Consider the following 13,143-nt stretch of genomic DNA (forward strand, 5'->3'; position numbering starts at 1 on the left):
GCATTCAGGCCACCCGAGCGGGGCGTACTTCGACCGGCGCCATCAAGACAGCAGCCGGCACATCCGCAGACCCACCCAGACGGTGTTCCTGGGCAGCGTCATACAGCCCGCAAGCGCCCTGGTGAAGGGACAGCAGCTCATGCAGGACACGACCAAAATCGCGCTCGCGGCCGCCGTGGCCGGGGGCTACGTACTCGGACGGACAAAAAAGGGCCGCCTCGCGTTCACCGCGGCGACTTACCTCGCCGGCCGACGCTTCGGTCTCGAGCCCAGCCAGCTCATGGCGCAGGGCCTCACCAAGCTCAAGGAGACGCCTCAGTTCGCTGAGATAAGCGACCAGCTTCGCGGAGAAGCCCTGGAGGCAGGCAAGAAGGCTCTGGGAGCTGCGGCCAACCGCAAGCTCGCCGACCTCGCCGGCTCGCTGCACCAGCGGACCGCCGAACTGGGCAGCCTCGGCGCAACGGAAGACGAAGAGGACCAGGAGGAACCCGAGGAGTACGAGGACGAAGAAGAAGCCGAAGGCGAGGACGAGGAGGGCTACGAGGAGCCTGAGGCATACGACGAGGAGGAAGAAGGGCCTGAGGAGGAAGAGGGCGAAGCTGAGGACGCCCACGAGCCCGAGGAAGAGGAAGAGGAAGAGGAGGAACCTGAGGAGGAAGCCCCGCCCCGCAGGCGCGGCCGGCCGCGAACCAGGGCTACCCAGGACACAGCCGCTCGAAAGGCGCGCCGCTCGACGCCCTCCGAGCCGCCGCCCCCGGCACGGAAGACCGCTGCGAAGAAGACCGCTGCGAAGAAGACCCCGTCGAAGCCCACAGCCGCGAAGAAGGCCGCGCCCTCCAAGACTGCGGCCAAGAAGACCGCGACGAAGGCCCCGGCGAAGAAGACCGCGGCGCGCGGTCCGGCGGGCAAGACAGCCGCGAAGAAGACCGCAGCGCGCACTCCGGCACGCAAAACGGCAGCCAAGAAGACTGCGGCGAAGAAGACGCCGGGCCGCAAGCCGTCCACGCGGAGGTAGGTCATGGCACAGTCAGACCGCGCCGGCGGGCACGAGCCCAAGTCCGGGCTGGACCAGCTGCTCGAAGAGCTGACCGCGTTCTTGGGTGCCCAGGCCGGACAGCTCGCGGACAAGGCGTCGGACAAGCTGGGTGATGTGACAGGTCAGCTCCAGGACGTGGCGCAAGGCAACGGGAAGCTGTCCGACGCCGTCGGCATCGGGGGGCGGATGCTGCAGGGCGACTCGCCCATGAAGGCGATGATGAGCCAGGGACTGAGCGGACTCAAGGACAAGCTGACGGACACCGTCTCCCAGACGTTCGGCAAGGGCAAGAAGGGCCGTAAGAGCGGCGGCAAGGTCATCAACATCGTCGAGTTCCTCGATGTCGGCTTGCCGCTGCGCACCGTGTACGACCACTGGACGCAGTACGAGGACTTCAGCGGCTTCGCCAAGGGTGTACGCGACGTCTCCCGCAACGATGACACCACCAGCGACTGGAAGGTCAAGGTCGGGCCGTCAACGCGCGGCTGGAAGGCCACCGTGCAGGAGCAGGTACCGGACGAGCGGATCGTATGGACCTCCGAAGGCCCCAAAGGCACCACACGCGGCTGCGTCAGCTTCCACGAGATCACGCCGACGCTGACCCGCATCATCGCGGTGGTCGAGTACTACCCCTCCGGATTCTTCGAGAAGACCGGCAACCTGTGGCGCGCTCAAGGCCGACGCCTGCGCCTGGACCTCAAACATTTCCTTAGGCACGTCTCGCTCACGACCGATGAGGCCGAAGGCTGGCGCGGCGAGATCCGTGACGGCGAGGTGGTCCGCACCCACGAGGAAGCACTGGAAGAAGAAGGCGAAGCGGAAGACGAAAACACGGACGAGGAGGAAGGCGAATACGAATACGAGGGCGAGTACGAAGACGAAGAAGGGCAGGAAGACGAGGACGGACTGCCTGAGGAGGACGAAGAGCCTGCGGAGGACGAAGAGGAACCTGGACCGTACGCCGACGAAGCGGACGAGGAGGAGTACGAGGACGAGGACACTCCCGAAGAGGACGACGAGTACGAAGCAAGCCGTCCGCGTCGGCGGCGCCGATAGCCGCACGCACGGCTGTGCCATCGGGTCGGCCGTCAATAAGGGCCGACGTGAGACGTCGGCCCTTATCTTATGGGTTTCCTGGAAGCCCCTGGTACCGGGGCTCCAAGGCGTGGGGTCAATGCTTGAGCGTGTCCTTGGCCTTCTGGACGGTCTGCTTCGCATCGCCCGCCATCTGCTCGCGGGTCCCCTTCGCCTCCAGGCTCTCGTTGCCGACAGCCCGGCCTGTGGTTTCCTTGAGCTTGCCCTTGGTCTTCTTGACTGCGTTCTTGGCCTTCTTGCCAGCCGCCATCTCTGTCACCTCCCACACCGCTGCGTGGTGCGGTCTGTAGATAAGCTGCCTGCCCAGTGCATACCCCCGAACGGGCACCCTAAGTGAATTATCCCCCCAAAGCGGAAAGCGCTACCGGTCTTCTCCCCTGGTCAGGGGGATAGAGGCACAGCGCCGACCGGGAGCTGGCGCAAGCGAAAGATTGTGCCCTCCGAGCGCGTCGCGCAATTCGGCGTGCGGACCCGTGGCTGCGGCGCCTGGACCGGCGCGGGACGGAGGTCTACGACGCGGTCGTCGCCAGCGTGCAGGATGCAGCGCTTGCCCGCCGACCTGTGGTGGGCGGTTCCTGCGCTTGTCGCGTGGTGTGAGGCTGCGAGCGGCTACGCCGGGAACGTCGACGGTTGCTTCGGCCGGTTCGCCGGCTGTCCTCTCGGTGGGATGCGCTCATCCTTCGCTCAGCTCAGCCCTTTCGCCGCCCGGTACGCGGGAGGGCTCCAGCACGGCGTTGACTTCTACGTCGACGGTGGTGACGGCGAGACCAGGAACATGCTCGGCTGCGCGCAGTACGGCTTGGCGTACCGCTTCGGCGCGCTCTCGCAACGGCTTGTCGAGCTTGGCCGCGACCGAGACGGCGACGGCATGGACGGCGCGGTTGCCGTTGGACGGGGTCAGACGGCAGCTGGCTGTGCGGGCGCCGGGCACGGTGTCGGCGGCCCGGCGCAGAATTTTGGCGCTTTCTGCGATGCGCAGGTCGTGATCGGGGCCAGCCAGTCGCAGCAGGGTACCCAGCCGTGCCTCGGCGCGGACCGCGCTGATGATCCGGTTGGCGAGGCGGTGGCTGTCGGGTCGTTCCTCGGCGCGCAGAGCACGGGTGGCCCGGTCCAGCGCTGTCAGCCCTTCGAGGGCTTCGCGGCAACTGGGGCAGTGTCTGGTGGGCGGATCTGTCGTGCCGGCGGGGGTGCGGGCTTGTTCCCAGGCGCGGCCCGGGTGGCGTCCGCAGGGCAGGAACTCCGCGCCGGCAAGCATCTTGGCTTGTCCGCGCAAGGGTGCTTCGGCGCTCGTGGCGCACACGCTTTCGGGCTGGTCGCCGGAGGCCAGGTGCGGGTGGTCTTCTAGCGCCATGGGCGCATCGCCTCCATCAGTATGCGTCGTGCGCGAGCGAGTCTGCCGCGTACGGTTTGTTCGCTGCTTGCCAGCACGTGGGCGATTTCGTTGTAGTGCAGGCCGTGCAGTTCCCGCAGGACCCAGCACGCGCGAAGCTCGGGGCGCAGTTCCAGTAGCGCTTGCATCAGGGCGACTGTGGCTGCGTCGGCCTCTGCCACTCGAGGTGGTGAGCTGCCCGCATCCGCGGCAGCGGGTTCCGAAACGGTGTCCAGGGGAAGCGGGTGGGGCGGCCTGCGCAAGGTGTTGAGGCAGCGGTTCGTCACGATGCGGTACATCCACGTGCCGAACGAGGCGCCGTGCCGGAATTCCGGCAGCTGTCTCCAGGCGCTGAGGAAGGCGTCCTGAACCGCGTCCTCGGCGTCCGCGCGGTTGCCGAGCAGATGCTGGGCGAGGGCGAGCAAGCGGCTGGTGTACCGGCGGACCAGGACGGCGAAGGCCTCTTCATCGCCTTCGCGCGCCCATACCGCCAGCACACTGTCGTCCAGGCCGCTGTCCTGATCGGCTACAGCGGCGACGGCGGGTACCGAGCCCGGCCGCAGGGGGAAACCTGTGCTGGGCGGGGGAGGGGGGCTCGTCCGGTTGCGCATCCGCCGCTCGCTTCCTGCCGCAGAATCGCGGCCCGCGTATGCCCTCCTCGATGGTACGGCTGCGAGCGTGAGGAATGTCCGTGCGGTGTGTCTAAAACATTGAGGGCACCGCACCGGCGCGCCCGGATCGACATCATAGGGAGGTCCTCATGTCGGACACCGTCAACCCCACCGCGGGCGGGGAGACGCCACGCTCTGCGGGTAAGGCCCTCGCGGGTCAGGCAGGAGCCGGGGCCCCGCCTGAGTCCCGGGGCCGGACGACCATCGCCGACAGCGTGGTCGAAAAGATCGCAGGTATGGCCACTCGGGAGGTGCCGGGCATCCACCGCCTCGGCTCAGGCATGGCCCGCACGCTCGGGGCGGTCACGGACAAGGTTCCCGGCGGCCGTCCCAGCGTGTCCCGTGGTGTGAAGGTCGAGGTGGGTGAGCGGCAGGCCGCCGTTGATCTCGATGTCGTCGTGGAGTACGGCGTCGCCATCGTGGACATCGCCGGCGACGTCCGCACCAGTGTCATCACGGCTGTGGAGCGCATGACCGGCCTTGAAGTCGTCGAGGTGAACATCGCCGTCGACGACGTCCACCTGCCCGACGAGGAGGACGACGAGGGAACCGCGGGCCGCGTGCAGTGATCCCTCGACCCGGCAAGGCCACCGGGGCGAAAAAGGCCACCGGGGCGAAAGACGACCGACGTTGAAGTTCAGGTGAGTGAGATGAACGCAGCAATCGTGGGCCTGCTTGCCGGCATGGCCTTGGGCTTTGCCGCCTTTTTCGGCGGCTTCTGGGCGTTCCTGCTCGTGGCGTTCCTGGGCCTGGTGGGTCTGATCATCGGCCTCATGCTGCAGGGTGACCTCGAGATGTCCGACTTCACCCGTTCCCGGGACCGGCAGTGACAACGCAGCCCGGCGCAGCCCTGCCCGGTGCGGCGGCCCCCACCCAGGCGGCGGTCCTGCCGCCGGCCGAGCGCGGCGCCACCGTCATTCCGGAGAAGGTGGTCGCCCGCATCGCGGCCCGCGCCGCGAAGGAGGCACTGGCCGTACACGCAGGCGCCTCGGCCGCTCACGCGAAACTGGCGGCTCCGCACGCCTCCGCGACCATCGGCAGCGGCTCGGCACGGCTGAGGCTGACCGTGGACCTGTCCTACCCGACAGACCTCGCCACCGCCTGCCGGCAGGTGCAGCACTACATCAGCGAGCGGGTCGCCCACCTCACCGGGATGCGCGTCACAGAAGTGACCCTCGCCATCGAGCACCTGGTTTCCGCAGATGGCCAGGAACACCGGCGCGTGCAGTGAACCGGAGCGCATTCCCCCCGGGAAGGAGAGCCGGCATGGAACGCGACCAAGAACCCCCAGCCGCAACGGAGCAGCTCACCGCGGCCGACGAGGTGACCTCCCGCACGGTGGAGCACCTGGCCAAACAGCCTGCGGCCGAAGGCAGGCCGACTCCCCGCCCCTGGTCCGCGCGCCGGATACCCGCCGCGCTCACGGCCCTGCTCATCGGGGCCGCGGCAGGCATCCTCTTGTTCGACGTCGTCAGGGTCCGCGCCGGCCAGACTGCCGCGGCCTGGCGCACGCGCCTGGCCGATGAACTAGCCACCCGCCCCCTGGATGACATCTGGATACAGGTCGGTGCCGCCCTCATCGCCGTCCTCGGTCTTTGGATGCTGGTCATGGCACTCACCCATGGTCTGCGCCACAAGCTGCCCCTGAAGACCCCCGACGCCCAGACGCACGCCGTGCTGGACCGCGCCAGCGCGGAACTCCTGCTGCGGGATGCCGCGATGCGCGTGCCAGGTGTCAGCGCCGCCAGGATCCGGATCCTCCACCACCGCATCGGGGCGCGCGCGGACGTACGCTACCGCGCCCCCGCCGACGTCAAGGCCGACCTCCTGGTCGCTCTCCTGGCGGAAGTCGACCGGCTCGCCCTCGCGCGTCCACCTCGGCTCGCCGTCAAGGTGCGCCCACGCCGCAAGTAGCACACGCCTGGGCATGCCTGCCGTCGAGGGAGAGACAGGAATGGGATCCCATGAAGAGGAAATCCGCAGTCAACCGAGTCCTGCTGGCCCTGGCCGGAATCGTCCTGCTGGGCACCGGCCTCCTGATCCTGGCGGGCAGTCTCGACCTCTACCGGCGCTGGCGCATGACACCACCCGACGGCTGGCCCCTGACCACTCCCCAGGGTGTCCTGCTCGATGACGCCGACCGCACGCGCTGGGTCGACGAGGGATGGTGGTGGCCCGGGGTCATCGCCGCTTTGGCCATCGTCGTCCTGCTCACCCTGTGGTGGCTGCTGGCACAACTCCGCCGCACTCATCCCGGCCCCATACCCGTCGGCGTCGACCCCGTGGAGGCAGCGGAACTGCGCGAGCGTGCCCTGAGCGACGCTCTGACAGCCGACGCCCGGAACCTGCCCGGCGTTCAGCAGGCCCGCGCACGGATGACCGGCTCCTCCCGCCATCCCGAAGCCCACGTCGACCTCTCCCTTACTCCCGACACCGAGCCCGGCCCCGTCCTGCAGGCGCTGTGCGACGGACCCCTGGAACGCGCCCGCCAGTCCACCGGCCGGCCCCTTCCGGCAAGAGCGCGGCTGCGGGTGTCCCCGCATAAAGCACACCGCGCTGCATAGGGCTCCTGCGGTCCGGCCCCGAAAAACGCCGCACAGGATGTAGGCGCATCACCACGGGAACTTCGGACCCACGGCGGCGCGCCCCGACCCGCGCCCTTCGACTCCAGCCGACGGCGCGGGACGGCTGCACTGGGGCGGCTGCGTCGGCATGCAAGGCCCCCGGACGGCACGCGAGGGCACCCGCTTTCAGCGGAGCGTCTCCACCAACGCCACAACGACCGTGCAGCTCGACACGAACAGCTACGACAACCCCCGCTCCCTCCTGATGTGCGTGTACCGCGACCGGGAGCTCTGCCACCGCATGGACTCCGCGGACAGCCCCCAGCCTGGATCGCTGCCAGCCGACATGCGCGAACTCTCGCTCGCACGGACGACCACGCCCACCAGCTCCTGCAACGAGCCGCATCCCTGGACGAGCAAGCACGCTCACAGGCGGTACCCGGCCCCCTGGCCGAGCGGCTCAGCCGGCGGGCCGCCCGTCTGCGGACCCTCGCACATGACCGTGCCCGCGACCGCATCACCCTTCAGGAGAACACCCCATGAGTCCGGCCGCTGATGAACGGCCGCGGATCCGCGCGGCCATGGACCGCATCCTGAGCGAAACCCCCGAACACTCGAACGGCGCGCTGACCATCGTCGCCCTCGCCGTCGAAGCCGGTGTTCCCCGCAACGCGCTCACCCAGCGGCACCCCGACCTCAGAACGAGATCTACGAAAGGATCCGCGCCCGAGGCTCCGCCCCCGACAACGAAAGACGGCTCCGCCGAGAGATCGGAAAGCTGAAAAGCTCCGCGCATCCGACCGCATTGAGATCCAGCAGCTGAAGGATGATGTCCACGCTCTGGTTGCCGCGTCGCACCTATCCCAGATGCAGAACCACCACCTGCTCGCTCAGCTGAGCGGCCAGAACACAGGGTTCCACGCCGTGCGCAACAACCGTGCAGCTGAACAAGACCTCCAGGAAGGCGGCCCGGTAAAGGGCTGACCAGAAGAGTCGCTTCACACCCAGCACTACGACCCGCTGGGCGGAAACGCCGCGGCGGGCACCACTCTCCAGCTCCAGCAGTCCGATCAGGACCGTCCAGCTGGGAGCGGGCCGCCGGCAGCCAACTTCCGACCTCAACCGAAGGGGTGTTTGTGCTTGCACAGGGCGTCCCCCTTCCTGGGGCGGCGGATGTGTGCCGGAAGGCTGATGTGCCAGGGCCTCGGGGTGGCGTGGCCCGCCTTGGCCAAGGCCGGCGTCATCCCGCCACGTGCCGAGGGGGCGAAAGCCTGGCAGTGGGCGGCGGCCCCCAAGGACGGCTTCCACGTGCTTCGGCACACCTACGCCTCAATCATGTTGGAAGCCGGAGAGTCCGTTGTCACCCTGGCCCGGTGGCTCGGAACTCCTCGCCGGCGATCACCCTCGGTTACTATGCTCACTTCATGCCGGAGGCCGGCAGCAAGGGGCGCGGCGTCATCGACGGTCTGCTGGGAGAGCGGGGAGTCCGGCACGCCAGCCGAAACTCCCCAGATTCTCCCCAGCGTCGTTGACCGGCGATTTCCACCCCTACGCCCCGCAGAAGTCCTCCGTGGATTGCAAGGCTGAAGAGATGGGTGGCCTGGGAAAGTGCTCGAAGAGGTCGTTGCGACCCGCTACATCACGCCTCTGCGTGAGGGTGGCTCGCTCCCCGGGATTGTCGAGGCCGACGATCTCGGCACGTACGTCATGAAGTTCACCGGGGCCGGGCAGGGCCGCAAGACCCTGGTCGCCGAGGTCGTCTGCGGGCAGCTCGGCCGCCGCCTCGGCCTGCGCGTGCCCGAGCTGGTCACCATCCAGCTCGACCCGGTCATCGGGCTCGGCGAGCCCGACCAGGAGGTGCAGGAGCTGCTCAAGGCCAGCGGCGGGCTCAACCTGGGGATGGACTTCCTCCCCGGCTCGATCGGCTTCGACCCGCTCGCCTACGCGGTGGATCCGGAGGAGGCCGGCCGGGTCGTCTGGTTCGACGCGCTGATCAACAACGTCGACCGGTCCTGGCGCAACCCCAACATGCTCGTCTGGCACGGCGAACCGTGGCTGATCGACCACGGCGCGACCATGATCTGGCACCACAACTGGCCCGGCGCGCCGGCCTCGGCGGCCAAGCCGTACGACGCGTCCGACCATGTCCTCGCCACCTTCGGCCCGGACGTCGACGCCGCTGCCGCCGCGCTCGCCCCGCTGGTCACCGAGGAGCTCCTGACGGAGGTCGCCGCCGACGTGCCGGACGAATGGCTGGTCGACGAGCCGGGCTTCGCGTCGGCCGACGCGGTGCGCCGCGCCTACGTCGAGACGCTGCTGACACGGGCGGCCACCATCCACGAACGCGTCACCGTGGGGGAGCGGACCGAACGCCCGGCGACGCGAGCCCCCGGCTGGCTGACCGACCATCTGACACCCTGGCCGCACCCCACCAGGAGCGAGAGCGTGAAGGACAGCACCAAGTGAGCGACCGGGACGTCTTCGAGTACGCGCTGCTGCGCGTCGTACCACGCGTCGAGCGCGGCGAGTGCTTCAACGCCGGCGTGGTGGTCTACTGCCGCGCCCGGTCCTTCGTGTGTGCCCGTACGCACCTGGACGAGGCCAAGCTGCGGGCGCTGGACCCGCACGCGGACGTGGCGGGGGTACGGGCCGCGCTGCACGCCGTCGAGGGGGTGTGCGAGGGCGGTTCGCACGCGGGCCAGGCGGCGCGCGACGACGCGGGGCGGCGGTTCCGGTGGCTGATCGCGCCCCGCTCCACGGTCGTCCAGCCGGGGCCCGTGCACACCGGACTCACCGCGGATCCCCAGCGGGAGACCGAGCGGCTGCTCGACCTGCTGGTCCGCTGAGCGACGCCCGTCACCCTTCGGAGTGACGGGGGGCACCCGGCGGGCCGTTGACACCGGGTGCCAGGGCTTCTAGCGTCTCGTCTGCTGAAGGTACTAAGCGGTCGCTCACCCCTATGGGACGTCGGGTGAGCCGCATCCATGGGATCCAAGGGCGAGGAGAACCAGCATGTCCACGACCGAGCAGCGCGTCGCCGTCGTCACGGGAGCGGCGCGGGGCATTGGCGCCGCCACCGCGGTACGACTGGCGGCCGAGGGCCGGGCCGTCGCCGTACTCGACCTGGACGAGGCGGCCTGCAAGGACACCGTCGAGAAGATCACCGCGGCGGGCGGGAGGGCCCTCGCCGTGGGCTGCGACGTCTCCGACGCCGCCCAGGTGGAGGCCGCCGTCGCGCGCGTCGCCGCCGAACTCGGCGCCCCGACGATCCTCGTCAACAACGCGGGCGTCCTCCGCGACAACCTGCTGTTCAAGATGAGCGAGTCCGACTGGGACCTCGTCATGAACGTGCACCTCAAGGGCGCGTTCCTGATGGCCAAGGCGTGCCAGAAGCACATGGTGGACGCGGGCTTCGGCCGGATCGTCAGCCTCTCCTCCTCGTCGGCGCTCGGCAACCGCGGCCAGGCCAACTACTCGGCCGTCAAGGCGGGCCTCCAGGGCTTCACCAAGACCCTCGCCAAGGAGCTCGGCAAGTTCGGCGTCACCGCCAACGCCGTCGCGCCGGGCTTCATCGTCACCGAGATGACCGCCCAGACCGCCGCGCGCGTGGGCATGGGCTTCGAGGAGTTCCAGGCCGCGGCCGCCACCCAGATCCCCGTCCAGCGCGTCGGCCGTCCCGAGGACGTCGCCAACGCCATCGCCTTCTTCACGGGCGACGACGCCGGATTCGTCTCGGGCCAGGTCATGTACGTGGCCGGCGGCCCCCTCAACTGAAGCGGCGGGTGAGAGACGACATGACCGCACAGGAACTGCCCGAGCCCTCCGGCAGGGTCGCGCTGATCACCGGCGGCAGCCGGGGCATCGGCTACGGCATCGCCGAGGCGCTCGTCGCCCGCGGCGACCTGGTGTGCATCACGGGACGCGGCGAGGAGGCCCTCAAGGAGGCCGTGGAGCGGCTCGGCGCCGACCGGGTCATCCACGTCCCGGGCAAGGCCCACGACGAGGCCCACCAGGCGCTGGCCGTCGAACGCACCATGGAGGCGTTCGGCCGCGTCGACTACCTGATCAACAACGCCGGCACGAACCCGGTGTTCGGCCCGATCGCCGAGCTCGACCTGAACGTGGCGCGGAAGGTCTACGAGACCAATGTGATCTCGGCGCTCGGTTTCGCTCAGCGGACCTGGCAGGCGTGGCAGAAGGAGAACGGCGGCGCGATCGTCAACATCGCGTCGGTCGCCGGTGTCGCCGCCTCGCCGTTCATCGGCGCGTACGGCATGAGCAAGGCCGCCATGATCAATCTGACGCTTCAGCTCGCCCATGAATTCGCCCCGATTGTCCGGGTCAACGCGATTGCCCCGGCCGTCGTGAAGACGAAATTCGCGCAGGCGATCTACGACGGCCGGGAGGCGGAGGCGGCCGCCGCCTATCCGCTCGGGCGGCTCGGCACACCGGACGATATCGGTGGGGCCGCCGCTTTCCTTACATCCGACCAATCGGACTGGATCACCGGACAAACCCTGGTGGTGGATGGGGGAATTTTCCTCAATGCCGGAGTCGGTTGAGGCGGATTCTCCTGATTGACCGCTGATTGCCTCAAGCGCCCCACCGGTCCTGCTCATTGACCTGGTGGGGCACTGCGGTATGGTCGGCCGACCCATGGCTGAACGAGGAGCGTGCACGTGTTCAACCGGACCAGTCTGCAGGTCGCTGCAGCCCTTGCGTCCATATCCCTGCTGGCGGGATGCGGTCTTTTTTCGGACGATGACGCCGATGGGGAAAACAAGATCACTGTTGGTACGACCAGCTCTCCCACCACGCTCGACCCCGCGGCCTCGTGGGACAGCTCGTGGGAGTTGTACCGAAATGTCTTCCAGACGCTGCTGAGTTTCCCGACCGGTAGCACGACTCCGCAGCCCGACGCGGCGGAAGAGTGCAAGTTCACGGACCGGACGAGCAAGGTCTTCCAGTGCGAGCTCCGCGACGGGCTGCAGTTCTCGAGCGGCGCGAAGCTCGACGCCGCCGCCGTGAAGCACTCCATCGACCGCATCCGGACGATCGACGCGGAGGGCGGCCCGAACGGACTGCTCGGCTCGCTGGACAAGATCCAGACGAACGGCAGCACCACCGTCATCTTCCAGCTGAAGGAATCGGACGCGACGTTCCCGTTCATCCTGGCCACCCCGGCGATGTCGCTCGTGGACCCGGCCTCCTACCCGGCGGACAAGCTGCGCGAGGACGGCAAGGTCGTCGGGTCCGGCCCGTACGTCCTGAACTCCTACGACGAGGGCGTCGAGGCCGAGCTGCTCAAGAATCCGACGTACAAGGGGTTCGCCGACCGGAAGAACACGGCCGTCACCATTCGGTACTTCAAGGAGTCCGAGGCGATGGTCGGCGCGCTGAAGAAGAAGGAGATCGACGTCACCTACCGCGGTCTGACCGCGGAAGAGGTCGTCGACCTCCGCGACAACCGGCAGGAGAACGAGGGGCTCCAGCTGGTCGAGTCGACCGGCGCCGACATCCGCTACCTGGTGTTCAACCCCGACGACCCGTCGGCGGGCAAGATCGCCGTCCGGCAGGCCGTCGCCCAGGTCATCGACCGTGACACGCTGGTCGACAAGGTGTACCGGGGCACCGCCGAGCCGCTGTACTCGATGGTCCCCAAGGGCATCGCTGGCCACACCACCAAGTTCTTCGACACCTACGGCGACCCGGACGTCCGCAAGGCCAAGAAGCTCCTGCGGGACGCGGGCATCACCAAGAAGGTGCCGCTGCAGCTCTGGTACACCACGGACCGCTACGGCTCCTCCACCGCCGCCGAGTTCGCCGAGATCAAGCGGCAGCTGGACGAGTCGGGCCTGTTCGACGTGACGATCGAGGGCAAGCCGTGGAAGGAGTTCCAGGCGGGCTACCAGAAGGGCGAGTACCCGGCGTTCGGCCGAGGCTGGTTCCCCGACTTCCCGGACCCGGACAACTTCGTCGCGCCGTTCGTCGGCAAGGAGAACGTGCTGTCGACCCCGTACGACAGCCCGGAGATCACCGAGCAGCTGCTGCCCCAGTCGCGCCGCGAGAGCGACCGCGGAGCGGTGAGCAAGCAGTTCGAGCGCGCGCAGCAGATCATGGTCAAGGACGTCCGGCTGCTGCCGCTGTGGCAGGGCAAGCTGTACATCGCCGCGAGCGAGGAGATCGGCGGCGGTGAGCGCGCCCTCGACCCGCAGACGGTCATGCAGCTGTGGGAGCTGCACCGCAAGGCCAGCTGGTAGGCCACGCGCAGGGACCGCCGGTGGCACCGCACGACGGGCCGCCGGCGGTCCCTTTCGCGTTCCGCCGTCCCGCCGCCCCCGGGGGCCGTCCCCGTGCCCGTCCCCGTGCCCGTCCCCGTGCCGGTCGCCAGTCCCGTTTCCGTGCCGG

General features: G+C 68.8%; 16 protein-coding genes. 13 read left to right on the forward strand and 3 right to left on the reverse strand.

Annotated elements, in window-relative coordinates; translation table 11 throughout:
- The first annotated feature begins 139 nt into the window (after positions 1 to 139).
- The gene (locus ACGF5U_RS28820; protein WP_392717143.1) at positions 140 to 1,015 is read left to right on the forward strand and encodes a histone protein; all 876 of its coding nucleotides are present in this window, start codon (positions 140 to 142) and stop codon (positions 1,013 to 1,015) included.
- 3 nt (positions 1,016 to 1,018) lie between these two features.
- Positions 1,019 to 2,092 carry an SRPBCC family protein gene (locus ACGF5U_RS28825; RefSeq protein ID WP_392717141.1) on the forward strand — a complete coding sequence of 358 codons (1,074 nt, stop codon included), beginning with the start codon at positions 1,019 to 1,021 and terminating at the stop codon, positions 2,090 to 2,092.
- A gap of 115 nt (positions 2,093 to 2,207) precedes the next feature.
- Here ACGF5U_RS28825 and ACGF5U_RS28830 read toward each other — a convergent pair whose 3' ends face one another.
- The 3 genes from ACGF5U_RS28830 to ACGF5U_RS28840 form a co-directional block, all read right to left on the reverse strand.
- Positions 2,208 to 2,381, reverse strand: coding sequence for a CsbD family protein (locus ACGF5U_RS28830; protein ID WP_392717139.1), 174 nt, complete (start codon positions 2,379 to 2,381; stop codon positions 2,208 to 2,210).
- A 423-nt stretch (positions 2,382 to 2,804) separates the two neighbouring features.
- Positions 2,805 to 3,482, reverse strand: coding sequence for a hypothetical protein (locus ACGF5U_RS28835; RefSeq protein ID WP_392717137.1), 678 nt, complete (start codon positions 3,480 to 3,482; stop codon positions 2,805 to 2,807).
- Positions 3,473 to 4,111: an RNA polymerase sigma factor gene (locus ACGF5U_RS28840; RefSeq protein WP_392717135.1), complete on the reverse strand. Its 639-nt coding sequence runs from the start codon at positions 4,109 to 4,111 to the stop codon at positions 3,473 to 3,475. Before ACGF5U_RS28840 ends, ACGF5U_RS28835 begins: the two co-directional genes overlap by 10 nt.
- A 149-nt stretch (positions 4,112 to 4,260) precedes the next feature.
- On the opposite strand from ACGF5U_RS28840, the gene ACGF5U_RS28845 reads away from it, so the two are divergent.
- The 11 genes from ACGF5U_RS28845 to ACGF5U_RS28895 all read left to right on the forward strand — a co-directional run bounded on the left by ACGF5U_RS28845 (position 4,261) and on the right by ACGF5U_RS28895 (position 12,995).
- On the forward strand, positions 4,261 to 4,740 hold the full coding sequence (locus ACGF5U_RS28845) for an Asp23/Gls24 family envelope stress response protein (protein WP_392717133.1): 480 nt from the start codon (positions 4,261 to 4,263) through the stop codon (positions 4,738 to 4,740).
- Positions 4,741 to 4,821: 81 nt separating this feature from the next.
- On the forward strand, positions 4,822 to 5,001 hold the full coding sequence (locus ACGF5U_RS28850; protein WP_392717131.1) for a hypothetical protein: 180 nt from the start codon (positions 4,822 to 4,824) through the stop codon (positions 4,999 to 5,001).
- Positions 4,998 to 5,402, forward strand: coding sequence for an Asp23/Gls24 family envelope stress response protein (locus ACGF5U_RS28855; protein ID WP_392717129.1), 405 nt, complete (start codon positions 4,998 to 5,000; stop codon positions 5,400 to 5,402). The genes ACGF5U_RS28850 and ACGF5U_RS28855 overlap by 4 nt, the downstream gene beginning before the upstream one ends.
- Positions 5,403 to 5,437: 35 nt before the next feature.
- Positions 5,438 to 6,085 carry a DUF6286 domain-containing protein gene (locus tag ACGF5U_RS28860; RefSeq protein ID WP_392717127.1) on the forward strand — a complete coding sequence of 216 codons (648 nt, stop codon included), beginning with the start codon at positions 5,438 to 5,440 and terminating at the stop codon, positions 6,083 to 6,085.
- A 50-nt stretch (positions 6,086 to 6,135) separates the two neighbouring features.
- Positions 6,136 to 6,735: an alkaline shock response membrane anchor protein AmaP gene (locus ACGF5U_RS28865; RefSeq protein ID WP_392717125.1), complete on the forward strand. Its 600-nt coding sequence runs from the start codon at positions 6,136 to 6,138 to the stop codon at positions 6,733 to 6,735.
- 539 nt (positions 6,736 to 7,274) lie between these two features.
- Positions 7,275 to 7,517 (forward strand): hypothetical protein, encoded by a 243-nt coding sequence (locus ACGF5U_RS28870; RefSeq protein ID WP_392717123.1) that lies wholly within the window; start codon positions 7,275 to 7,277, stop codon positions 7,515 to 7,517.
- An 826-nt stretch (positions 7,518 to 8,343) separates the two neighbouring features.
- Positions 8,344 to 9,201, forward strand: a complete 858-nt coding sequence (locus ACGF5U_RS28875; RefSeq protein ID WP_392717121.1) for a HipA family kinase — start codon at positions 8,344 to 8,346, stop codon at positions 9,199 to 9,201.
- A complete protein-coding gene (locus ACGF5U_RS28880) occupies positions 9,198 to 9,581 on the forward strand; it encodes a DUF3037 domain-containing protein (RefSeq protein WP_392717119.1) in 384 nt (127 codons plus the stop codon). The genes ACGF5U_RS28875 and ACGF5U_RS28880 overlap by 4 nt, the downstream gene beginning before the upstream one ends.
- 166 nt (positions 9,582 to 9,747) lie before the next feature.
- The gene (gene fabG / locus ACGF5U_RS28885; RefSeq protein ID WP_392717117.1) at positions 9,748 to 10,509 is read left to right on the forward strand and encodes a 3-oxoacyl-ACP reductase FabG; all 762 of its coding nucleotides are present in this window, start codon (positions 9,748 to 9,750) and stop codon (positions 10,507 to 10,509) included.
- A gap of 20 nt (positions 10,510 to 10,529) precedes the next feature.
- Positions 10,530 to 11,297, forward strand: coding sequence for an SDR family oxidoreductase (locus tag ACGF5U_RS28890; RefSeq protein ID WP_392717115.1), 768 nt, complete (start codon positions 10,530 to 10,532; stop codon positions 11,295 to 11,297).
- 117 nt (positions 11,298 to 11,414) lie between these two features.
- On the forward strand, positions 11,415 to 12,995 hold the full coding sequence (locus ACGF5U_RS28895) for an ABC transporter substrate-binding protein (RefSeq protein WP_392717113.1): 1,581 nt from the start codon (positions 11,415 to 11,417) through the stop codon (positions 12,993 to 12,995).
- Positions 12,996 to 13,143: the final 148 nt, after the last annotated feature.

The organism is Streptomyces sp. NPDC047886, assembly GCF_043204435.1.
Taxonomy (GTDB): domain Bacteria; phylum Actinomycetota; class Actinomycetes; order Streptomycetales; family Streptomycetaceae; genus Streptomyces.

Coding starts and splice junctions, on each gene's coding strand:
- ACGF5U_RS28820 (WP_392717143.1), top strand. CDS start 140: ATGCAGGACACGACCAAAATCGCGCTCGCGGCCGCCGTGGCCGGGGGC.
- ACGF5U_RS28825 (WP_392717141.1), top strand. CDS start 1,019: ATGGCACAGTCAGACCGCGCCGGCGGGCACGAGCCCAAGTCCGGGCTG.
- ACGF5U_RS28830 (WP_392717139.1), bottom strand. CDS start 2,381: ATGGCGGCTGGCAAGAAGGCCAAGAACGCAGTCAAGAAGACCAAGGGC.
- ACGF5U_RS28835 (WP_392717137.1), bottom strand. CDS start 3,482: ATGGCGCTAGAAGACCACCCGCACCTGGCCTCCGGCGACCAGCCCGAA.
- ACGF5U_RS28840 (WP_392717135.1), bottom strand. CDS start 4,111: ATGCGCAACCGGACGAGCCCCCCTCCCCCGCCCAGCACAGGTTTCCCC.
- ACGF5U_RS28845 (WP_392717133.1), top strand. CDS start 4,261: ATGTCGGACACCGTCAACCCCACCGCGGGCGGGGAGACGCCACGCTCT.
- ACGF5U_RS28850 (WP_392717131.1), top strand. CDS start 4,822: ATGAACGCAGCAATCGTGGGCCTGCTTGCCGGCATGGCCTTGGGCTTT.
- ACGF5U_RS28860 (WP_392717127.1), top strand. CDS start 5,438: ATGGAACGCGACCAAGAACCCCCAGCCGCAACGGAGCAGCTCACCGCG.
- ACGF5U_RS28865 (WP_392717125.1), top strand. CDS start 6,136: ATGAAGAGGAAATCCGCAGTCAACCGAGTCCTGCTGGCCCTGGCCGGA.
- ACGF5U_RS28870 (WP_392717123.1), top strand. CDS start 7,275: ATGAGTCCGGCCGCTGATGAACGGCCGCGGATCCGCGCGGCCATGGAC.
- fabG (WP_392717117.1), top strand. CDS start 9,748: ATGTCCACGACCGAGCAGCGCGTCGCCGTCGTCACGGGAGCGGCGCGG.
- ACGF5U_RS28890 (WP_392717115.1), top strand. CDS start 10,530: ATGACCGCACAGGAACTGCCCGAGCCCTCCGGCAGGGTCGCGCTGATC.